The following is a 21,057-nucleotide window of genomic DNA, read 5'->3' as shown; positions in this document are numbered from 1 at the left end:
CGTTGTGGAAAAATCAGATATGAAGCGTGAACACGTCCAAGCCCGGCATGCCGAGGGGCAAATCTCGGCGACCCATGTCATCCAGAATCCTGCCGACCTTGGCGAATGGATCGTGTTCTTCAAAAAAAGCGGGGGGCGCAGTTATTTCCTGGTCGATGATCAGGATGAGGTCGAATCCTTTGCCAGCCTTGATGAGCTGACCGAGATCCTAAGGGAGCTGGGCATCAAGTTTGCCGAGATCCACTTGTAGCCTGCAGTTACTTGCAGACCACCACCACACTGCGGTTTTTAAAATTGCCGACGTCCTGGCCCAAGGTCTTGTCGCTTTCCTTCAAGGATGGCGTGCCCTCTGTGCCGACGATGCGATAGCCGGTGCCTGCGCAGGAGGCGTCGGCTTTTTCGTAGCAGCTGGCCCAAGAGTTGGCTTCGCCGGAGCAGTCGATGGTCAGGCCTTGCTCGCCGTTTTTTAGGTAGACATCGGAAGTGGTGGTGCAGCCGGCAAGCGCCAGTACCGCAGTCAGTGCCAGAAGTTTGTTCATGAGTGTTCGTCGTCGAGGGTGTGGGAAGGGCGCTGACACTGTCGTGGGGCGTTTTCGGCAGATTATAGCGAACTGCCATCTAGGTACAGATAAACACAAAAAAAGCCCCTTGAATCGGGGGCTTTTTGCGTAGGCCTGTAGGCTTACTTGGTCTTCGGTCGTTTACTCGACGCGTGGCCCGCTTCATCCACAAACACTTCGGCTACGGCAATCGCCATGCTCTCGGTCTCGAAAACGCCCGCGACGCTGTCGCCGTGGAAGTTGATCAGGTGCCAGCCGTCTGCTCGCTTGGTGATCAGGTAGCCGTTCACGCCTTTGGGTTCTGACATCTATTAACAATCTCGTGGTCTGGTTCAAGGTCATCATGATAGCGCCAAATGCCGAGCAGCCGCGCAAGTTATTCCAAGGCAGTGTTCCGGCCTTGAAAGCGTGCTAAAAGGGTTTACGCTCTTTTAAACAGGGGCGCGGGGGCATTTTTTGCCGTGGCGGTGCAAACGTTCTTCGTAAGATAAGTGGAACTTACGCCGACATTTTTTCTCTATGTTGACATCGCAACGCCAGCAGGACCCATTGTAAGGTGACTGCGGCGTGATTAGACTGCGCCGAATTCCGTACGCACAGCCCTTTGTAAGGACTTATATGATCAAGAAATGCTTGTTCCCAGCAGCCGGTTACGGCACTCGCTTCTTGCCAGCGACCAAGGCCATGCCTAAAGAGATGCTGCCGGTGGTAAACAAGCCACTGATTCAGTACGGCGTCGAAGAGGCATTGGATGCCGGTCTGAACGAAATCTCCATCGTTACCGGTCGTGGTAAACGCGCCCTGGAAGACCACTTCGACATCAGCTACGAGCTGGAAAACCAAATCAAGGGCACCGACAAGGAAAAATACCTGGTCGGTATCCGCAAGCTGCTGGACGAGTGCTCGTTCTCCTACACCCGTCAGACCCAGATGAAAGGCCTTGGCCACGCCATCCTGACCGGTCGCCCGCTGATCGGTGACGAACCGTTCGCCGTGGTGCTCGCGGACGACCTGTGTGTGAACCTGGAAGGCGACGGCGTACTGACCCAAATGGTCAAGCTGTACCAGAAATACCGTTGCACCATCGTTGCGGTTCAAGAAGTTGATCCTCAAGAGACCAACAAGTACGGCGTGATCGCCGGTGACGACATTGGTGATGGCCTGATCCGCGTACGCGACATGGTTGAGAAGCCGGCGCCTGAAGATGCACCGTCGAACCTGGCGATCATCGGTCGTTACATCCTGACTCCGGACATCTTCAAGCTGATCGAAGAAACCGAGCCAGGCAAGGGTGGTGAAATCCAAATCACCGACGCCCTGTTGAAGCAGGCCAAAGACGGTTGCGTGATCGCGTACAAGTTCAAGGGTCGTCGTTTTGACTGCGGTGGCGCCGAAGGCTACATCGAAGCAACCAACTTCTGCTACGAGCACTTCTACAAGACTGGCAAGGCTTACTGATTCACGCTTGCCCGCTGCTAAAAAGCCACCTTCGGGTGGCTTTTTCGTTTTTCAGCCCCATGTAAGTCGGTATGCTGATGTCCTGCCGAGGAGAGTGAAATGGCCTACGATTTTGATCTGTATGTAATTGGCGCCGGTTCCGGCGGTGTTCGTGCGGCGCGCTTTGCTGCGGGCTTTGGCGCCAAGGTAGCCGTGGCGGAAAGCCGTTATTTGGGCGGCACCTGCGTTAACGTGGGCTGCGTACCTAAGAAGCTGTTGGTGTACGGCGCGCATTTTGCCGAAGACTTCGAGCAGGCCAGTGGCTTTGGCTGGTCCCTTGGGGAGGCGAATTTTGATTGGGCGACGCTGATCGCCAACAAGGATCGCGAGATCAACCGCCTCAATGGCATCTACCGCAACTTGCTGGTCAACAGTGGCGTGACCCTGCATGAAGGGCATGCGCGCTTGGTTGATCCACATCAAGTGGAGATCAATGGCGAGCGTTTCACCGCCAAACACATCCTGATCGCAACTGGCGGCTGGCCGCAGATTCCGGATATTCCAGGGCGTGAGCACGCCATCGGCTCCAACGAGGCGTTCTTCCTTAAAGAGCTGCCCAAGCGCGTGCTGGTCGTTGGTGGTGGTTATATCGCCGTTGAGTTCGCGGGTATTTTCCATGGGCTGGGTGCTAAGACGTCGCTGCTGTATCGCGGCGATCTGTTCCTGCGTGGTTTTGATGGTGCGGTGCGCAAGCACCTGCAGGAAGAGCTGACCAAGCGTGGCCTGGACCTGCAATTCAATGCCGATATCGAACGCATTGAAAAACAAGCCGACGGTAGCCTTAAGGCCACCCTGAAGGATGGTCGTGTACTGGAAACCGATTGCGTCTTCTACGCCACGGGCCGGCGTCCGATGCTGGATAACCTGGGGCTGGAAAACACAGGCGTCACGTTGGATGAGCGCGGCTTTGTTCAGGTCAATGACCTGTACGAAACCACCGAAGCATCAATTCTGGCTATCGGTGATGTGATCGGTCGCGTGCAGCTGACGCCGGTGGCGCTGGCTGAAGGTATGGCCGTGGCGCGTCGTTTGTTCAAACCTGAGCAATATCGCCCGGTGGATTACGCAATGATTCCGACGGCGGTATTCAGCTTGCCGAATATCGGCACTGTCGGCTTGACGGAAGAAGAGGCGAAAAAGAACGGCCATAAGGTGCAGATCTTCGAAAGCCGTTTCCGGCCAATGAAGTTGACCCTGACGGATTGCCAGGAGAAAACCCTGATGAAATTGGTGGTTGATGCCGACACCGACAAGGTGCTGGGTTGCCATATGGTCGGCCCGGACGCCGGTGAGATCGTCCAGGGCCTTGCGATTGCGCTCAAGGCCGGCGCCACCAAGCGTCACTTCGATGAAACCATCGGCGTGCACCCTACGGCGGCGGAAGAGTTCGTCACCATGCGCACGCCTGTGGCGGACTGATCAGGCTTTAGGTGTTGCCTCTGGCGCCGTTGCAACGACGGCCGCCAGTCGCAATGCCTCGATACTGGCCTGAGCCTTGATAAGGTCCAGTTCCAGGGTCTTGTTGGCGTGCTGGTGTTCGGTCAGCGCTTCCTGGCGTGACTGGCTTTCCAGTACGGCTACCCGCAGACGCTCTTGAAGCAGGGCGCGCTCGCTATCTATCTGGCTCATCTGTTCGCTCAGCTTCGCCTGCTGCGCTTGATCTTTGCGGGCTTGCTCCTGCAGCGTCGTCAATTCCTTCGCCGTCACCCGATGTTCGATCAGTAGGCGCTCGTTGTCGCGATGCAGTTGAGTGATCTCATCCTGGCGCACCATAGCGCTTTGTTGGGCCTGGCGCAGTTCCGCCTGTACCTGCTGCAACTGGCCTTCATGGCGCCGCTGCTCCTGCTCGCGTTGCTCCTTGATCGCATTGCGGTAGTGCTCCAGCGCGTCGCGGGCGTGAAGGTGCTTTTCTTCCAGTGAGCGAATCTGTTCGTCCTTATCGCTAATCCTCAGCTCGTAATCACTGCACGCCTGGCTAAGCCCTGCATTACGGGTTTGCTCGGTCTGAAGACTAGTACTGGCTGTTTGCAGCGCAGCGCTTTCTTCTGCCAGCGCCGCGGCCTGAATATCGAATTGCTGCTTGAGTTGGCCGTGGGCCTCTTGAAGCGCGTCGAGCTCGGCAAGCAGGGCAGCTTTCTGCTGTTCGAACTGCGCCAAGGCCAGGTCAATCGGCTCTTGAGCCTTCTCTTTTAAGCGCTGAGCCAGTCGCGAAACCAGTTCACCCAGCTCGTCGTCAATCGGCGCTTCGGTGATGGTTAGGCGACTTTCGCTGTCGTCCAGCTCCTTCAGGTAGCGATGGATCGTGGTTTTCGAACCGGTATTGCCCATTTCGATGCGTACTGCGTCGATGCTTGGGTTCTCGCCGCGGGCAAGGATCGCCAGGCGTGCCGTTTGAACTACTGCTTTGTTTATGCCGCCGCGAGCCATGGGGTCTCCGTCGATTTAGTATTGTGGTACATGGTATGTATATACGTACTATATCACGAATATAAAGTCCTTAAAAATCAAGCTTTCTCAGATGGGATATTGGCGTATTATCCCGCGTCATAAGCGCTTCACGCGCAGAAACGCATGCCCGCAGTACGAATAGGCCTCCCATGAGCGATCTTGATCGTTATCTCAACGCTGCCACCCGCGACAACACACGCCGTAGCTACCGCGCGGCGATCGAGCACTTTGAAGTCAGCTGGGGCGGGTTTCTGCCGGCCACCAGTGACAGCGTGGCGCGCTATCTGGCGGCCCATGCGGGCGTGCTTGCGGTTAACACCCTGAAGCTGAGGCTGTCGGCGCTTGCGCAATGGCACACCAGCCAGGGGTTCCCCGACCCGACCAAAGCCCCCGTGGTACGCAAAGTGCTCAAGGGGATTCGCGCCGTGCACCCTGTGCAGGAGAAGCAGGCCGAGCCATTGCAGCTCAAGCATTTGGAGCAGGTGGTTGCATCGCTTGATGCTGAAGCGCGGGAGGCAGCCCACGCACACGATCAGCCGCGCTTGCTGCGTGCCAAGCGCGACACCGCGTTAATCCTGCTCGGCTTCTGGCGTGGCTTTCGTAGCGATGAGTTGTGTCGACTGAGCATTGAACATGTTCAGGCCACACCCGGAACCGGCATCAGCCTGTACCTTCCGCGCAGCAAAAGTGACCGCGACAACCTCGGCAAGACCTATCACACGCCTGCGCTGCTGCGCCTGTGCCCTGTTCAGGCCTACAGCGAATGGCTCAGCGCAGCAGCGCTGGTGCGTGGTCCGGTATTCCGGGGCATCGACCGTTGGGGCAACCTGGGCGAGGAGGGCTTGCACCCCAACAGCGTGATCCCGTTGCTGCGTCAGGCGCTGGAGCGCGCAGGCATCGCCGCCGAGCAGTACACCAGCCATTCCTTGCGTCGGGGCTTTGCCACCTGGGCCCATCGCAGCGGCTGGGATTTAAAGTCGTTGATGAGTTACGTCGGCTGGAACGACATGAAATCCGCCATGCGCTATGTTGAAGCGACGCCCTTTCTTGGCATGACATTGGCCACTCAACCGCTGCTTTGAGATTTCTTCTATTAATACAGTCTCCTGATAGGGAAAACCAATCGTCAGCATCAGGTTTGCCAATGAGCCAGCGTCGGAAAGAGTGGGTAGGATTCACCCCATCAACTTCTTAACCCCTGACGGAGAGTCAACGATGCCTATCATCAACAGCCAAGTAAAACCGTTCAAAGCTACCGCGTTCAAAAACGGCAACTTCGTAGACGTGTCTGATGCTGACCTGAAAGGTAAGTGGTCGGTGTTCTTCTTCTACCCAGCCGACTTCACCTTCGTTTGCCCAACCGAGCTGGAAGACCTGGCTGACAACCACGCCGAATTCCAGAAACTGGGCGTCGAAATCTACAGCGTTTCCACCGACACCCATTTTGCCCACGCTGCCTGGCACAACACCTCGCCAGCCATCGGCAAGATCCAATACACCATGATCGGCGACCCAACCCTGACCATCTCCCGCAACTTCGACGTGCTGATCGAAGAAGCTGGCCTGGCAGATCGCGGTACGTTCGTGATCAACCCAGAAGGTCAGATCAAGATCGTTGAACTGAACGACGGCGGTGTTGGCCGTGACGCTTCCGAGCTGCTGCGCAAAATCAAAGCTGCCCAGTACGTCGCTGCCCACCCAGGCGAAGTGTGCCCAGCCAAGTGGAAAGAAGGCGAGGCCACCTTGGCTCCGTCCCTGGACCTGGTCGGCAAGATCTAAGTCTATGAAGCATCAAGGGCGGGTTTCCGCACCTACCAAGTAAGCTGCAACCGCCCTCAAAAACGCCCGGGCGAGATTCGCTCGGGCGTTTTTTTATACCCAGAATTAAAGGAAATCGCCCGTATGTTGGACGCCAATCTTAAAGCTCAGTTGAAGTCATACCTGGAACGGGTCACCCAGCCGATCGAGATCGTCGCCTCCCTCGATGACGGCGCGAAATCCCAGGAAATGCTTGCCCTTCTGCAGGACGTAACCAGCCTCACCACGCTGATCGCCCTGAAAACCGATGGCGATGACGCGCGCAAACCGTCGTTCTCCATCAACCGCCCAGGTGCAGATATCAGCCTGCGTTTCGCCGGCATCCCTATGGGCCATGAATTTACTTCGCTGGTGCTGGCCCTGCTGCAAGTCGGTGGCCACCCGTCGAAGGCCAGTGTCGAAGTGATTGAACAGATTCGCGCCCTTAAAGGTGAGTTCAGCTTCGAGACTTACTTCTCGCTGTCGTGCCAGAACTGCCCGGACGTGGTCCAGGCGCTGAACCTGATGGCCGTTCTCAACCCGAACATCCGTCACGTCGCCATCGACGGTGCGCTGTTCCAGGCTGAAGTCGACGAACGCCAGATCATGGCGGTGCCAAGTGTGTACCTCAATGGCGTGAACTTCGGCCAGGGCCGCATGGGCCTGGAAGAAATTCTCGCCAAGCTCGACACCAGCGGTATTGAAAAAGCCGCCGAAAAAATCAGCGCCAAAGACGCCTTTGACGTACTCGTCGTCGGCGGTGGTCCAGCCGGTTCAGCGGCCGCTATCTATGCTGCGCGTAAAGGCATCCGCACCGGTGTTGCCGCCGAGCGTTTTGGTGGTCAGGTGCTGGACACCATGTCCATCGAGAACTTCATCTCGGTACAGGAAACCGAGGGGCCGAAACTGGCCAGCGCACTGGAGGCTCATGTGCGTCAGTACGACGTGGATATCATGAATCTGCAACGTGCCAGCAGCCTGGTCCCGGCGAAAAACCCTGGTGACTTGCACGAGATTCGTTTTGAAAGCGGCGCGACGCTCAAGTCCAAGACCGTGATTTTGGCCACTGGCGCCCGCTGGCGTGAAATGGGCGTGCCAGGCGAGCAGGAATACAAAGCCAAAGGCGTATGCTTCTGCCCGCATTGCGATGGTCCGTTGTTCAAAGGCAAGCGTGTGGCGGTGATCGGCGGCGGTAACTCCGGCGTGGAAGCAGCCATCGACTTGGCGGGCATCGTGAGCCACGTAACCTTGCTGGAGTTCGATAGCAAGCTGCGCGCCGATGCGGTGTTGCAGCGCAAGCTGTACAGCCTGCCGAATGTTGACGTGATCACCAGTGCGCTGACCAGTGAAGTCAAAGGCGATGGCCAGAAAGTCACGGGCCTGGCATACAAGGATCGTGACAGCGGCGAGTTCAAGACCATCGACCTGGAAGGTATCTTCGTGCAGATCGGCCTGCTGCCTAACACCGACTGGCTCAAAGGCACCGTAGAGTTGACCCCGCGTGGCGAAATCATCGTTGATGCGCGTGGCGAAACTTCACTGCCCGGTGTGTTTGCCGCGGGTGACGTGACGACCGTGCCGTACAAGCAGATCGTGATTGCAGTAGGCGAGGGCGCCAAGGCTTCCCTGAGTGCTTTTGATCACCTGATCCGCACCTCCGCGCCAGCGTAACTACCCGGCTGGAAATGAAAAACCCCATGATCACTCATGGGGTTTTTTCGTTACAGCGGCGTGGGCTGGATAATCTCAACCCAGTACGCATCCGGGTCCTTGATGAACGCCAGGCTCTTCATGCGGCCATCGGTCAGGCGCTTCTGGAAATCGCAGCCCAGGGCTTCGAAGCGTTCACACGCAGCGACGATATCCGGCACCGCGATGCAGATATGGCCAAAACCACGCGGGTCGGTGTTGCCGTTGTGGTAGGCGAAGTCGGCGTCGTTTTCGGTGCCGTGGTTGTGGGTCAGTTCCAGGATGCCAGGGATCGACTTCATCCACTGGGTGCGCGCGGCGGCGTCGGCCGGGATCTGGGATTTGTCCACCAGGGCCAGGAAATAGAGGCTGAATTCAGCCTCGGGGAAATCACGCTTTTCAACCAGCGAAAAACCCAGTACACGGGTGTAGAAGTCCAGGGACTTGGTGATGTCCTTGACCCGCAACATGGTGTGGTTGAACACGAAGTTCGTGGTGGCGGTGTCAGGTTGGGCGGTGACGCCCGGGAAAGTGTTCAGTTCGTGCAGGCTCATGGGCCCTCCAGAAAAAAATGGGGCAAACGCGGCTCCAGGTGAGAGGAGCGTTCCCTTGGCTTGCGGCTGGCATCCGTGCAGCCGGGCCATGATACGCAAGGCCCGCCTGCTGCGCCAAATGAAAAAGGTCACGCGGGTCTTGCGATCAGCGGGTAGCGGGCCTCACACTTTGTCGCTTGAACCTTGGGTATCTTTCGCATGACCGAACGTCGTAAACCGCTGTTGAGTGCTGTATGCCTGCTGTTGGCCAGTCCTTTCGTTTCGGCGGTGGATCCGGAAATCCACTGGCCCAGCGGCTGGCAAGTCGAAGAGGTGGTGCGTGATGGTGAAACGCCGCCAACGCCACAGCCGGTTTCGCGTCAGCGTGCAATCAAGAACGATGAAAACGGCAACACGCTGATGGTGATGGAGTTGACGGCAACGCCGACTGAGGCGGGCCATAACGTTAATCTTCAGGGTGTATTGCTGGAAATGCGCAAGTCCATCCAGAAAGATTTTGCCCAGAGCGGTTACCAAAGTGTCTGCAGCAAAATGCACTCGACAACATTGAGTCGGCTTGAGGCGATGGAAACTACCTGTGTGATTACCGAGAATGGACGGCACGTGCTTTCACAAACATTGGTGGGAGCTGTTGATACCGATAAAGCGTATGTTTTCTCATACGCGGGTCAAGCCGATGCTTACGAGGCGAGTAAGGATGAAGTCCGTTCGGTGCGCGACAGCCTCAAACTTTAAGTGCGTGTTGCGCGTCGAATTTGAACAAAATGAAATGTTATTTAAGTTCGGTTTCGAACCCTTGAATAAAAAAGCCCCGCTGACGCGGGGCTCTTTATTAGTGCGGTGTAATCAGCCGCGAAGCCAGGAATCTACAGTGGCGGCGCCATACTGTTCTTTCCATGCTTTGAGGCCGCGGTGGTTGCCGCCTTTGGTTTCGATAAGCTCGCCGGTGTGCGGGTTGTGGTAGACCTTGACCACGCGCGCACGGCGTTGTTTTGGTGCGTTGGCAGCAGCAGCGCTAGCCTTGCCCGGGTTTGGATCAAGGATCAGGATGATGTCACGCAGGCCTTTGCCGTAGGTTTTCATCAGCCCTTGAAGTTTTTCTTCGAATTCGATTTCTTTCTTCAGGCCAGCATCGTTCTTCAGGGATTCCAGCTGGGCAAGCTGCTCTTGAAGGGCTTTTTCTGCTGCGCGAAATTCGGCGAGTCTGGACAAAATCTGTACTCCAATAGTGTTGTTGGCTGATATCAACTGCAGACAAAGCTATTAGCCAATAGCGTTAAGGCGACTCAAAGAGGACGTCGTCCTGCGAGTTCTGCACAGGCAAGAAAAATTGTAGTAGTTAATCCGCTACGAGTAAATCATGTCTTTTGTATTACTAACATTATTTCAACGCCGCTAATACGTGGCTATTCAATGGCTGGTCAGGTTTTTAATGAATTCATCGCTGGGTAGTGGCTTTCCAAACAGATAGCCTTGCAGGAAATCCACGCCGTGAGCAGCCAGGTATTCGCATTGTTCGACCGTTTCCACACCTTCAGCAACGACACCCAGATCCAGTTTGCCGGACAACTCTATGATGCTGTCCAGGATATGCCTCGACAGTGCGTCTGCACCGATCATGGCGACAAAACTCTGGTCGATCTTCAAGTAGTCCACATTGAAGTTGCGCAAGTAACCCAGGCTTGAGTGGCCGGTACCAAAGTCATCGATGGCAATCATGACGCCCAGTTGGTGCAAGGCGTCGAACAGCTGACGGGTGATATCGGTGGGCTCGATCAGCTCGCGCTCGGTCAACTCCAGCACCAAGGTCACCTGGCCCGGTATGAAGGCGGCGAGAAACTCACGGCAATCGTCCACCAGCGTCAGGTCGAGACAATGGCGGGCGGTGATATTCACGCCGATGTGGAACCCCGGGCAAAACCGTGCCGCATGGGGAGCCAGTTGTACGGCGGTCTGGCGCAGCAGGGCGCGGGTCATCGGCACGATCAGGCCGGAATGTTCGGCCAGCGGGATAAATAGATCAGGCCGTACCAAGCCTTCCTTGGGATGCTGCCAGCGCATGAGCACTTCACAGCCGGCCCATTCGCGGGTGTCGCCGCGTACCACCGGCTGAAAATACGGAATGAACTCATCGGCGCCCAACGCCCGTCGCAGTTCATGGGTCGGTGCCGAGGAGCGTTTTTGCAGCCAATGCGCGAGTAGGCCTGCCATTGCGCCAAAGAACACCACCAGGCTGAACATCGCACGATAGCGCGCCTGCATGTAACGCCAGACCTCGCCGTCCGGCATGCCGGCGTCGACGCTGTAACCATAGCGTTGCGAGGCCAAGTGATGATGGGCTACGGCAAATTTCGGCACTTCCGTGGTATGAACACTGCCGTCGGCAGCCAGCCAGTTGGGCCCCACTTGCAGGACCAACTGTGCATAGCGGCTGATCAGGCGCAAGGCGTTGGTCAGGTGATAGCCGTCAATTGAAGCAAACGCGCCTTGGTCTCCGTCGACCAGTCGGTACACCAGCAGCGCAGTGTCCGGCGTCACCGGGTTGCCATTCATCAACCAAAGCCGACCGTCCACATAGTCGTCGGGGTTTACGGGCGACTCATAGTTGCTGCCGAACAGTGAGCTGCAATAGATATTCTTCTGCCAGGACAAGGTCGTGGCGCGCACGAACGGGCGCCTTGTGACCTGCTCGCGCAACGCCAATTGGGTGCCGTTATCGCAGGGCTGGCCTGCCAGCGGCAGCAGGGCCTGGGCAGCGAGGGCGGTGTTATCGAGCATCAGGTCGAATTGGCGCACCGCTTCCTCGGCGGTTTGCGCTGTGCTTTGCTCAAGGGTTCTTTCTGCTTGCCAATACAGGATGGCCAAGCCGAGCAGGATCGGCAGCAGACCGCAGAGGGCGCTGATCGAGTAGCGGACGATTGGCTCTCGCGGGCCTTTGACGGTGAGGGGCATGAGTTGTGCGGCCTGTTGCGGAGTAGGGGATGCGCCGGCAGGCCGGTCAGTATTATTTCGATAATAGATGGCTCGGTGGACAATTGCTTGCCCTACCACCGCGTTGCGCAATCTCGATGAACGCCAGCGTCGCGGGTGATGACTGGCGCCGATCAAGCACTGCCAAGCCAATCTGGCGCGGTACACGAGGGGATAGGGGGCGTTTCACATAGCGCGGGTCGTCCAGCGGTGGCAACGACGCCTCGGCCACGATGCTCAACCCGTCCCCGCGACTGACGGCTTCCAGAGTGCTCAGCAGTTGGGCGCAGCGATACCGCACCTTGGGCCGTAATTGGGCCGCACCGAACAGTCGGGACACCAGTTCCGACGATCCTGCCTCGGTGAGAATAAAAGGGTCGTCACACAGCTCCTGAAGAGTCAGGGCATCGCGAGCGGCCAGTGGGTGCTCCGTGGGCAACAACGCGACCATTTGGTCCTCAAACAAGGCGAAGGTGTCGAAGCGCTCCTGCTCCAAGACCACAAAGCCTACATCGATCCGCCGCTCATCCAGCCACTGCAACACTTGCCGGTCAGGGCCTTCATCCACGTGGACCTCAATGCCCGGGTAGGCTGCACGAAACTGGCTGAGGATACCGGGCAGCAGGCGAATCGACGCAGTTGGCCCAAACGAGCCGACGCGCAGGGTGCCGCGCTTCATGCCACGGGCATCTGCGGCTTCCTGTTGCAGCGTGTTGGCCAGGCCGAGCATGGCACGGGCGCGTCCAAGCAATTGCTGGCCGATCTCGCTCGGCTCCACCAGGTTTTGATGGCGCCGGAACAGCTCGACACCGAGCTCTTGCTCCAACGCCTTGATCGCATGGGACACCGCCGACTGGCTGATGCCCAGCCGGTGCGCTGCGCTGGTAAAGCCCTGAAGTTCGGCCACCAGTGAGAAAATTTCCAGTTGGGTCAAGGTCATGAGCAAATACTCATTTTACGATGATTGATCATTAGCAGAAGAATACTCCAGATCTTCTGTCACTTGAGCCAACCCAATGAGCCCCGCTTCGGATCGCCTGACCTATTGCAAACTCGCCGCCGTCACCATGATCTGGGGCGGCACCTTTATCGCTGGTCGTTACCTGGCCGATCAGCTCAATCCGCTGCTGGCCGCGAGCCTGCGTTTTATCCTGGCAAGCCTGGCGTTGTTGCTGTTCATGGCCTTCGCACGCATACCACTGGCTCGCCCGAGTCTTCGGCAACTTGCGCAATTGGCGGCGCTGGGGTTCTTCGGGATTTTCATCTACAACCTGTGCTTCTTTTATGGGCTGCAGTACATCAATGCGTCGCGGGCGTCATTGATCGTGGCGTTGAACCCGGCGGTGATTGGCCTGGCGTCGTGGTTGTTGTTCAAAGAGCACCTGAATCGCACCAAGGTAATAGGGATTGCATTGTGCGTGGCTGGCGCAGTCGCTGTGATTGTCAGTCGCAACCCTCAGCTGATGCAGGCAGGCGCCCATAGTCGGCGGGGTGACTTGCTGATCCTTGGTTGTGTGGCGGCGTGGGGCGTTTATTCGCTGGCTTCCCGCGGGCTGAACGCAAGCCTGGGGCCATTGCAGACCGTGACGTGGTCGGTATTGCTGGGAACCCTGATGTTGACCGCAACCACAGCGCTGTCAGGAAACTTCACGTTCAAAGAGGTCGCAAGCCTTGGGCCTTCACAGCTGCTGAGCCTGCTGTATTTGGGTGTGCTCGGCTCGGCGCTGGCTTATATCGGTTACTACGACGGCATCCGGCGGATTGGCACGACACGTTCCGGTGTATTTATCGCGCTTAACCCGCTGACCGCAGTGATCTGCGGCGCCTTATTGCTGGGCGAAGCGTTGACCTTGCCCATGCTGATAGGCGGTGCCTTCATTTTGGCTGGCATTTACCTGTGTAACAAACCCCTTGCACGGGCAAGGGCAATAGGGATTTGATGAAGAGTACGGACAAACATCTTTACGCTGTGTAGAATCGATTTACGCATACAAGAATATGGACTTGCGCTCACGCAAGCCTCAGCCGTCAGAGACTGATGTAACCATGAAGCGACTCGGCTCCCCCCTCATCTTTGGTGACTTCCTTGCCCGCAGCGTGCGAGGCCTGTCCTGCGCGCCTCCCTCCCACCTCATCCTTGCTTGCAAATAACCCCTTGCTACCTACAAGAATGATGAGGCACCGACCATGACCGTCCAACACGAAAACCCAATGGGCCTGATGGGCTTTGAATTTATTGAATTCGCATCGCCGACCCCGGGCACCCTGGAGCCGATCTTCGAGATCATGGGCTTCAGCAAAGTCGCGACCCACCGCTCCAAGAACGTGCACCTGTACCGCCAGGGCGAGATCAATCTGATCCTCAACAACGAACCCAACAGCATCGCCTCGTATTTCGCGGCGGAGCATGGCCCGTCAGTCTGCGGCATGGCGTTCCGCGTCAAGGACTCGCAACAAGCCTATACCCGCGCACTGGAGTTGGGCGCTCAACCAATCCATATCGAAACCGGGCCGATGGAGCTGAACCTGCCGGCAATCAAAGGCATCGGCGGCGCGCCGTTGTACTTGATCGACCGGTTTGGTGAAGGCAGCTCGATCTATGACATCGACTTCGTCTACCTCGACGGCGTGGAGCGCAACCCACAAGGCGCAGGCCTGAAGGTAATCGACCATCTGACTCATAACGTCTATCGCGGGCGTATGGCTTACTGGGCGAACTTCTACGAGAAGCTGTTCAACTTCCGTGAGGCGCGTTATTTCGATATCAAAGGCGAATACACCGGCTTGACCTCCAAGGCCATGAGCGCGCCGGACGGCATGATCCGCATCCCACTGAACGAGGAGTCGTCCAAGGGCGCCGGGCAGATCGAAGAGTTTCTGATGCAGTTCAACGGCGAAGGCATCCAGCACGTTGCGTTCCTCACCGACGACCTGGTCAAGACCTGGGACGCGCTGAAGAAGATCGGCATGCGCTTCATGACCGCGCCGCCGGACACCTACTATGAAATGCTCGAAGGCCGCCTGCCGAATCACGGTGAACCGGTGGATCAGTTGCAGGCTCGTGGCATCCTGCTGGACGGCTCATCCATCGAAGGTGACAAGCGCCTGCTGCTGCAAATCTTCTCGGAAACCCTGATGGGCCCGGTGTTTTTCGAGTTCATCCAGCGCAAAGGCGATGATGGGTTTGGCGAGGGCAACTTCAAGGCGTTGTTTGAGTCGATCGAGCGCGATCAAGTCCGCCGTGGCGTATTGACCGCCGACTAGCCATCCAAAGCCTGTCAGGCTTTTCGGGCAATTCAAGAACACGCTCCGTATCGAAAGGTACGGAGCTTTTTTTTGCCTGCCAAACACGTCAGAAAGGTTTTGCAACAGACAACTCCTTGGGGCTGTGGAACAAAATTTTACGAGACTCCACCCATGGACGTCGCAAGAGCTGATCCTCTCCTGCGTCACAAGTGTGCGTTTCGCGACCCCTAATTTTAAGGAAAGACTGATTATGACAAAACACACTCTGGCGGCTGCAGTGCTGGCTTTGTGCGGCTTCGCTGCCAGCTCCGCTTATGCAGCAGACGGTACCATCACGATCACCGGCTCGGTCAGTGGCACTACCTGCACCATCAGCGGCGGCACCGGAGCCTCGCCAGGTTCAGGTGCCAACTTCCCGGTCGTTCTTGATCGCGTGCAAACCTCGGCCCTCAAGGCCGCAGGCGATACGGCCGGCAGCAAGCGCTACTTTGTCTATGTGGGCGGCTCGGGCGGATGCCCGAACGGTACCAAGGTCGCCGTACGTTACGAGCCGACCAGCCCTGGCATCAACCCGGCAACCGGCAACCTGCGTAATACCGCCACTGCAACACCCGCCTCGCGGGTGGAGGTACAAATTCTCGATGGCGCTTCCAACACGCCAATGGACTTGCGCGTAGGTAATAACTCAACCGTTGCCACCGTGACCAATGGTCTGGCGACCTTACCGTTCTATGCACGCTACATCGCCAACGGCGGAGCGGCAGGCGCGGGTAATGTCACCAGCAGCGTGCAGTACTCGGTCACCTTTCCTTGATGCAGCCACGCTGATAACTATTGCGTTTGTTGCCTGAGATCCTCGCTCGACCCTGCGGTCGGGCGCAGGACAACTGTTTTCAAGGATTACCCGATGCAGGATTTAATGATGTTCTTAAGTCATCGCGTGGTGTCCGTCGCGCTGAGTCTGGCCTTGTGCATAGCCTCGCATGCGACGCACGCGGGGGTAGTTATCGACGGTACGCGACAGATTTACCCCGAGCAGCGACGCGAGGTCACCATACGAGTGACCAATGATGACAAACACGCACCCCGTCTGGTCCAGGCGTGGCTGGACGCAGGTGATGCCGAGGCAGCGCCGACACTGAGCGATGTGCCTTTCGTGCTGTCTCCCCCGGTATTTCGCCTAGACGCCGGCAAAAGCCAGTTCATGCGCTTGTCCTACACCAAGGCACCGCTGCCTGCGGATAGAGAGTCGCTGTTTTGGTTGAACGTACTTGAAGTGCCGGGCGCCACCAATGAGTTTGATCCCACCCTCGAAGACAGCCAGCGGAATCACTTCAAGTTTGCGTTCCGTATCCGCACCAAGGTGTTTTTTCGCCCGGCGCAGTTATCTGGAACGCCCGAGGAGGCGCCAGGGCTGTTGCGCTGGTCCCTGGAGCATGTCGCCCAAGACACCGTGATACAGGTGCACAACCCTTCGGCTTATCACGTCACCTTCAACGACATTTACCTGCTTATGGGCTCCCATCCCGACGCGAAAAAATTGTCACTGCCCGAAGCGATGGTGGAACCGGGAGGCACGTTGAAGTTGCCGGTGCCGAACGCCGCGAAGGTAATACCCGCCGATGCGCGGGTGAATTTCACCTACATCAACGATTTCGGCAGCTTTTCATCGGCGCAGCCTGCTGTATTGCATCGCTGAACACGTCCCCGGAACGTTGCTGATCGCAAGCAAACGTACATTTCTCAGCGTCCACTGAAGTCATAACTATGCCTAGTCACATCCAAGTACGGGTGCATCGTTGCGCCCCGATTTTGCCATTCCAGCATCGAAAGATGATGTTGGGCGGTTTGATGAGTGCGGCCGTAATCGCAAGCGATTCCGCGCTTGCGTCTGAGTTGAGCTTTGATCTGAACGCATTCTCCAGCGGCCTGGCATCGTCGGTTGACATGTCACGGTTCAATACCGGCAACCAGATGAGTCCTGGCCTATATCGCATAGATATCGTGGTCAACGGCCAGGCTTTGGGGCGCAGGGAGGTAGAGTTCGTCGCGGCCCACGCAAAGACCGGTGCACAGCCGTGTTTGAGTCGCGAAGTATTGGAAAAAATCGGTATCGCGATGGATAAAGTCGATACCGATACCCGTGGGCGCGAGCTCGCGAACCCTGCCGCAGCCGGCCAGTATTGCGGCGACCTGGGGCAGTGGATTCCGATGGCGTCCAGCTCGTTCGATCCGGGCGCCCTCGAGTTAGCCGCCAGCGTGCCGCAGGCCTACATGAACCGGTCCATGCGCGGCTACATTGACCCCGAGTTGTTGGATGAGGGCATTACCGCCGGGCTGCTCAATTACAACTTCAGTACCAATGCGGTCACTGCTGGTGAAGGCGACGGTCGCACTTACCTAGGCCTCAATGCGGGGATTAATCTGGGCGCCTGGCGCTTGCGGCACCAAGGTGCCCAAGCCTGGAGCAACCGCACAGGGTTTGAGACTTATCAGAACACGTCCACTTATGTGCAGCGCAGCATCATCCCCTGGCAATCACAACTCACTATTGGAGACACCTTCAGCAACGGACAGATTGTCGACGGGGTACGCGTGCGAGGCGTAACCCTGGCAACCGACGACCGCATGCGTCCGCAGACGCAGCAAGGTTATGCACCTCAGGTACGCGGTGTCGCCGACAGTAATGCAACGGTCACCGTCAGCCAGAACGGGTACACCATTTATGAGACGACAGTCGCGCCTGGCCCTTTTGTCATCAGTGATTTGCATGCCACGGGTTATGGCGGTGATTTGATCGTCAGCGTGACGGAAGTCGACGGGCGTCGAAACACCTTCGTCGTGCCGTACTCGGTGGCCCCGGAATTACTCCGGGCCGACACGACAAAATACAGCGCCACCTTGGGTGAGGTGCAGCAGAAGGGCATCGATGCCAAGGGCGCAAACGTCTTTCAAGGCACTCTGCAACACGGCTTGACCGATGACTTGACGGTGTATGGCGGCGGCAGTCTTTCCAACGGTTATGAGCAGGGCAAGATCGGCATTGCATTGAATACGTCCATCGGTGCCTTCTCGCTGGACGGCGCCACCTCGCATACCAAAGTGGCTGATCATGGACGCCTGTCCGGCCAAAGCCTGGGCGTGGGCTACAACAAAAGTCTGCCCGCCTCGGGTACGCATTTTGCGCTGGGTGCATACCGGTTCTCTACAGAGGGTTACCTGAACCTTCCGGATGCACTGAATGTGCGTGAAATCGCTCGCCAGTCCGGTGATGTCAACGGTTATGCCCGGCAAAAAAGTCGGCTCGACCTGACCATCAGCCAGCAGTTGGGCATAGGCACCTTGAGCCTGTACGGCAGCTCTGTCGACTATTGGGGCGGGCAGGAAGGGCGCCAGGTTTCATTCACCGCCAGTTACGGCTCGACCTGGAACAAGGTCAACTGGAACCTCTCGGCGCAGCGCTCAAGGGTCCAGGACACGCGACAACTGACTCAAAGCGAGCTCAGTGACGATGTGTTTTTCGGGCGTATCGGCCAACCCGGGCGCATCGATAACCGCTACATGCTGACGTTATCGATGCCGCTGGGGAGCGAGCCGAGGTCGCCGACCATCAATACTTCGCTGTCTCGGGACAGTGGCGATACACGGGGCAGCCAGCAGCAGGTGGGCATCAACGGCTTCCTGGGCGAGAACGCCGAGTTCGACTACGGTTTTTCCGCCAGCCGCGCGACCAGTGATCAATCGAGTTCCAGGCAACTTAACACCCACGCAGGGTACCGCACCGGTTCCGCCAGCGTGCGTGCAGGCTATGGTCAGAGCCGCGATAGATCCCAGCTTTCATTTGGCGCCGATGGCGGCATCGTCGCTCACGCTGGCGGCGTGACGTTTTCGCAAAGCCTGGGAGAGGCCTCTGCGCTGGTTCATGTGCCGGATGCCGAAGGCGCAGTGTTGGGCCACGACGGTGTTACACGCATCAATAGCAGCGGGTATGCCGTGGTTCCGTCACTCAGGGCATTCCAAAACAATACGGTGAGTGTTGATCCACAAGGCATGTCCATGGACGTGGAGCTTCAAGAGTCGAGCCTGGATATCGTTCCAACCCTCGGTGCAGTGCAATTGGTGGAGTTCAAGACCGTCAGCGGGCGGGCGGTGATCGTCCAGGCCAAACAGCAGAACGGCACGCCGCTGCCATTTGCGGCTCAGGTTCTGGACCAGCAAGGCCGGGAAGTCGGCGTAGTGGGCCAAGCCAGCAAAGCTTTTGTGCGCGATATCCCGGCTGCCGGCACGTTGATCGTCAAATGGGGTGAAAAAATTTCTGAACGATGCGACGTCCACTACCAGATGGCTGCGCATGCCGCGAACAGCCGCCAGCAAGACGTCGACTATCTCCAAGGGTTGTGCGTACCCAGCTCGGTTCGCCAAGTAGCCGGCAGTATTGAACGGCACCCGTGAATATTCGGTGCCACATCTGTGGGGCACCAGCAGAGGACTTTTGTATGAACTTATCTTGGCTTGCTGCCTCGACGTTGGGCGGCTGGATGCTAGCGATGCAAGCGCATGCTTTTTCAGGTGGGGATTGTTATCCGCAAGGGGCAACGGCGATCAACATTGCCCCCATCATCCCCCCGACCAACCCTCAGGTCGGGCAAGTGATCGGTTTGGCGGGAGGCTATCCCTTTAATGCACCGGCAAGTGTCATGCAGTGCCGTTACGACTTCTGGAGCGATTTCCACTGGGTAACTGCGACGATCAACGCGGTCAACTCCAGCTCCACTGGCAGGACATTCAACGCCAACGGTGTGTCCATGCCAGTGTTCGCCACAGGCGTGCCCGGGGTTGGGTTTGCAATGATGGCCCGCGACCCGAATCATGGCTTCGCCGCTGTCGGTCAATCGGCAGCATCACTGCTCAGGGTGAAGTATCCCAAGCCAGTTGTCTGGGGCCTGCAGGGACGGCTTTACCTGGTGGCCACGGGAGGGGCGATTTCTCCGGGGACTGTGCCCACACGCACTGTCGCGCATTACAGGGTGCAAAATACCAATACCTCAGCCCCTGGGTATCATCCGGTCAATATGCAGGCGCTGGTCATTAGCCCACCGCTAAAGCCGACATGCCGGGTTTCGACGCCCTCCATTGCGATGTCTTTGGGAAGCGTACCGGTTACGGCGTTCCGTGGCGTCGGCAGTCATGCCGGCAGCGTAACCCGCAATATCACGCTCTTGTGCGAAGGCGGCACCGGAGGCACGCGTGATGTGTTTATCACCGTCACTGACCATACCACCCGCTCGAATCGCAGCGATGTGCTGTCCCTGACCGCAAGTTCCCAGGCCAAGGGCGTGGCCCTGCAGTTGGTACGCGGCGGCAATATTCTGGTTCGTTACGGTGCGGACTCCTCAAGCGTGGGCAACCCTAATCAATGGCTGGTGGGGACGACGGGCAATGGCACGGTGCAAATTCCGCTGACTGCGCGCTATATCCAGACGCAACAGACGATCGCGCCAGGCAGCGCAAATGGCGTGGCAACGTTCACGATGAGTTACCGATGAGCCGGACGTTCCTGCGACGGCTCAACGTGATAGGGCTGCTGATGGCGCTGCAGGCACCTCTGGTCCACGGCGAAATCGTCATCGACCGTACCCGTGTGATCTATCCGGCTCAAGCCCGCGAAGTAACGGTCAACCTTACCAATGAAACGGATGGCCCGCGGCTGGTCCAGGTATGGATCGACGCCAACGATAGCGAGGCGTCACCTGAAAACAGTGATGTGCCGTTCACTGTCACTCAACCGATTTTCCGCATGGAGGCCGGCAGTGGACGAGCGCTGCGCGTGCTCTATCAATCGGCTTCACACACGAACGAGGACCGGGAATCAGTGTATTGGCTCAACGTGCTTGCGATCAGGCCGACAGGCGAGCCCGCTGTGCAAAATAACCAAGTGAATCTGGCATTTCGTACGCGGGTTAAATTGTTCTTGCGGCCGAACCAACTAGCGGGGACGGCGGCAAGCTCGATTAATGACTTGAAATGGCAACTAGTTACCGGGGATGAGTCGACGCTACACGTGAATAACCCCGGCGATTACCACGTCACGCTGTCCGGCATCGTTGTGACACGCGAGGGCGTTGAATACCACAGCGAAGACCCGCCGATGATCGCACCACGATCCACCGCCGTCGTGACGATGCCAAGGCTGCCGCACGGCGCGGCGGGCAGCGCAACAGTGCGCTTCACTACACTTGACGATCAAGGTGCAACCCAAACGCATTCGGCGCTGTTGGGCAAATCCAGGTGAAGAC

The 21,057-nt window shown here is 57.7% G+C and carries 21 protein-coding genes; 14 read left to right on the top strand and 7 right to left on the bottom strand.

Features of this window, described 5'->3' with window-relative positions; genetic code table 11:
• The first annotated feature begins 19 nt into the window (after nt 1–19).
• Nucleotides 20–250, top strand: coding sequence for a hypothetical protein (locus tag BW43_RS19130; protein ID WP_032885706.1), 231 nt, complete (start codon nt 20–22; stop codon nt 248–250).
• Between the two features lie 7 nt (nt 251–257).
• Here the strand turns inward: BW43_RS19130 and BW43_RS19135 are convergent, their stop codons facing one another.
• Both BW43_RS19135 and BW43_RS19140 read right to left on the bottom strand, forming a co-directional pair.
• A complete protein-coding gene (locus BW43_RS19135; protein WP_032885705.1) occupies nt 258–539 on the bottom strand; it encodes a hypothetical protein in 282 nt (93 codons plus the stop codon).
• A 143-nt stretch (nt 540–682) separates the two neighbouring features.
• Nucleotides 683–868: a hypothetical protein gene (locus BW43_RS19140; protein WP_003191311.1), complete on the bottom strand. Its 186-nt coding sequence runs from the start codon at nt 866–868 to the stop codon at nt 683–685.
• A gap of 310 nt (nt 869–1,178) precedes the next feature.
• On the opposite strand from BW43_RS19140, the gene galU reads away from it, so the two are divergent.
• Nucleotides 1,179–2,018, top strand: coding sequence for a UTP--glucose-1-phosphate uridylyltransferase GalU (gene galU, locus BW43_RS19145; RefSeq protein ID WP_003212579.1), 840 nt, complete (start codon nt 1,179–1,181; stop codon nt 2,016–2,018).
• Nucleotides 2,019–2,117: 99 nt separating this feature from the next.
• On the top strand, nt 2,118–3,476 hold the full coding sequence (gorA, locus tag BW43_RS19150; protein ID WP_032885704.1) for a glutathione-disulfide reductase: 1,359 nt from the start codon (nt 2,118–2,120) through the stop codon (nt 3,474–3,476).
• On the opposite strand, the gene BW43_RS19155 is transcribed toward gorA, so the two are convergent.
• Complete coding sequence (locus BW43_RS19155; protein ID WP_032885703.1) at nt 3,477–4,484, bottom strand: DNA-binding protein; 1,008 nt, start codon at nt 4,482–4,484, stop codon at nt 3,477–3,479. It abuts the gene before it with no gap.
• 170 nt (nt 4,485–4,654) lie between these two features.
• On the opposite strand from BW43_RS19155, the gene BW43_RS19160 reads away from it, so the two are divergent.
• The 3 genes from BW43_RS19160 (at nt 4,655) to ahpF (ending at nt 7,973) form a co-directional block, all read left to right on the top strand.
• The gene (locus tag BW43_RS19160) at nt 4,655–5,587 is read left to right on the top strand and encodes a site-specific integrase (RefSeq protein WP_032885702.1); all 933 of its coding nucleotides are present in this window, start codon (nt 4,655–4,657) and stop codon (nt 5,585–5,587) included.
• 133 nt (nt 5,588–5,720) lie between these two features.
• Complete coding sequence (ahpC, locus tag BW43_RS19165) at nt 5,721–6,284, top strand: alkyl hydroperoxide reductase subunit C (protein ID WP_032885701.1); 564 nt, start codon at nt 5,721–5,723, stop codon at nt 6,282–6,284.
• A gap of 123 nt (nt 6,285–6,407) precedes the next feature.
• Entirely contained in the window at nt 6,408–7,973 is a 1,566-nt protein-coding gene (gene ahpF, locus BW43_RS19170) for an alkyl hydroperoxide reductase subunit F (RefSeq protein ID WP_032885700.1), read from the top strand.
• A 50-nt stretch (nt 7,974–8,023) separates the two neighbouring features.
• On the opposite strand, the gene gloA is transcribed toward ahpF, so the two are convergent.
• A complete protein-coding gene (gloA, locus tag BW43_RS19175; RefSeq protein ID WP_032885699.1) occupies nt 8,024–8,545 on the bottom strand; it encodes a lactoylglutathione lyase in 522 nt (173 codons plus the stop codon).
• A gap of 198 nt (nt 8,546–8,743) precedes the next feature.
• Between gloA and BW43_RS19180 the strand changes: the two genes are divergently transcribed.
• Entirely contained in the window at nt 8,744–9,280 is a 537-nt protein-coding gene (locus tag BW43_RS19180) for a DUF4946 domain-containing protein (RefSeq protein WP_032885698.1), read from the top strand.
• A 111-nt stretch (nt 9,281–9,391) separates the two neighbouring features.
• Here the strand turns inward: BW43_RS19180 and BW43_RS19185 are convergent, their stop codons facing one another.
• The 3 genes from BW43_RS19185 to BW43_RS19195 all read right to left on the bottom strand — a co-directional run bounded on the left by BW43_RS19185 (nt 9,392) and on the right by BW43_RS19195 (nt 12,455).
• A complete protein-coding gene (locus BW43_RS19185) occupies nt 9,392–9,757 on the bottom strand; it encodes a histone-like nucleoid-structuring protein, MvaT/MvaU family (RefSeq protein ID WP_032885697.1) in 366 nt (121 codons plus the stop codon).
• 198 nt (nt 9,758–9,955) lie between these two features.
• On the bottom strand, nt 9,956–11,497 hold the full coding sequence (locus BW43_RS19190; RefSeq protein ID WP_032885696.1) for an EAL domain-containing protein: 1,542 nt from the start codon (nt 11,495–11,497) through the stop codon (nt 9,956–9,958).
• A gap of 52 nt (nt 11,498–11,549) precedes the next feature.
• Nucleotides 11,550–12,455, bottom strand: coding sequence for a LysR family transcriptional regulator (locus BW43_RS19195; RefSeq protein WP_032885695.1), 906 nt, complete (start codon nt 12,453–12,455; stop codon nt 11,550–11,552).
• Nucleotides 12,456–12,531: 76 nt separating this feature from the next.
• Between BW43_RS19195 and BW43_RS19200 the strand changes: the two genes are divergently transcribed.
• The 7 genes from BW43_RS19200 (at nt 12,532) to BW43_RS19225 (ending at nt 21,053) form a co-directional block, all read left to right on the top strand.
• Nucleotides 12,532–13,455 carry a DMT family transporter gene (locus BW43_RS19200; RefSeq protein ID WP_032885694.1) on the top strand — a complete coding sequence of 308 codons (924 nt, stop codon included), beginning with the start codon at nt 12,532–12,534 and terminating at the stop codon, nt 13,453–13,455.
• 247 nt (nt 13,456–13,702) lie between these two features.
• Nucleotides 13,703–14,779: a 4-hydroxyphenylpyruvate dioxygenase gene (gene hppD / locus BW43_RS19205; protein WP_032885693.1), complete on the top strand. Its 1,077-nt coding sequence runs from the start codon at nt 13,703–13,705 to the stop codon at nt 14,777–14,779.
• 232 nt (nt 14,780–15,011) lie between these two features.
• The gene (locus BW43_RS19210; protein WP_032885692.1) at nt 15,012–15,575 is read left to right on the top strand and encodes a fimbrial protein; all 564 of its coding nucleotides are present in this window, start codon (nt 15,012–15,014) and stop codon (nt 15,573–15,575) included.
• Nucleotides 15,576–15,668: 93 nt separating this feature from the next.
• Nucleotides 15,669–16,460, top strand: coding sequence for a molecular chaperone (locus BW43_RS19215; RefSeq protein WP_256226168.1), 792 nt, complete (start codon nt 15,669–15,671; stop codon nt 16,458–16,460).
• A 152-nt stretch (nt 16,461–16,612) separates the two neighbouring features.
• Nucleotides 16,613–19,213 carry a fimbria/pilus outer membrane usher protein gene (locus BW43_RS19220; protein WP_256226166.1) on the top strand — a complete coding sequence of 867 codons (2,601 nt, stop codon included), beginning with the start codon at nt 16,613–16,615 and terminating at the stop codon, nt 19,211–19,213.
• 44 nt (nt 19,214–19,257) lie between these two features.
• A complete protein-coding gene (locus BW43_RS28750) occupies nt 19,258–20,307 on the top strand; it encodes a fimbrial protein (RefSeq protein WP_122680968.1) in 1,050 nt (349 codons plus the stop codon).
• Complete coding sequence (locus BW43_RS19225) at nt 20,304–21,053, top strand: molecular chaperone (protein WP_050442817.1); 750 nt, start codon at nt 20,304–20,306, stop codon at nt 21,051–21,053. Before BW43_RS28750 ends, BW43_RS19225 begins: the two co-directional genes overlap by 4 nt.
• The last annotated feature ends 4 nt before the right edge of the window (nt 21,054–21,057 follow it).

This window comes from Pseudomonas sp. RIT357, from assembly GCF_000632245.1.
In the GTDB taxonomy this organism is placed as follows: Bacteria; Pseudomonadota; Gammaproteobacteria; order Pseudomonadales; family Pseudomonadaceae; genus Aquipseudomonas; species Aquipseudomonas sivasensis.
The sequence above is the reverse complement of the archived record's forward strand: the minus strand, read 5'-3'. Positions and strand labels throughout refer to the sequence as shown.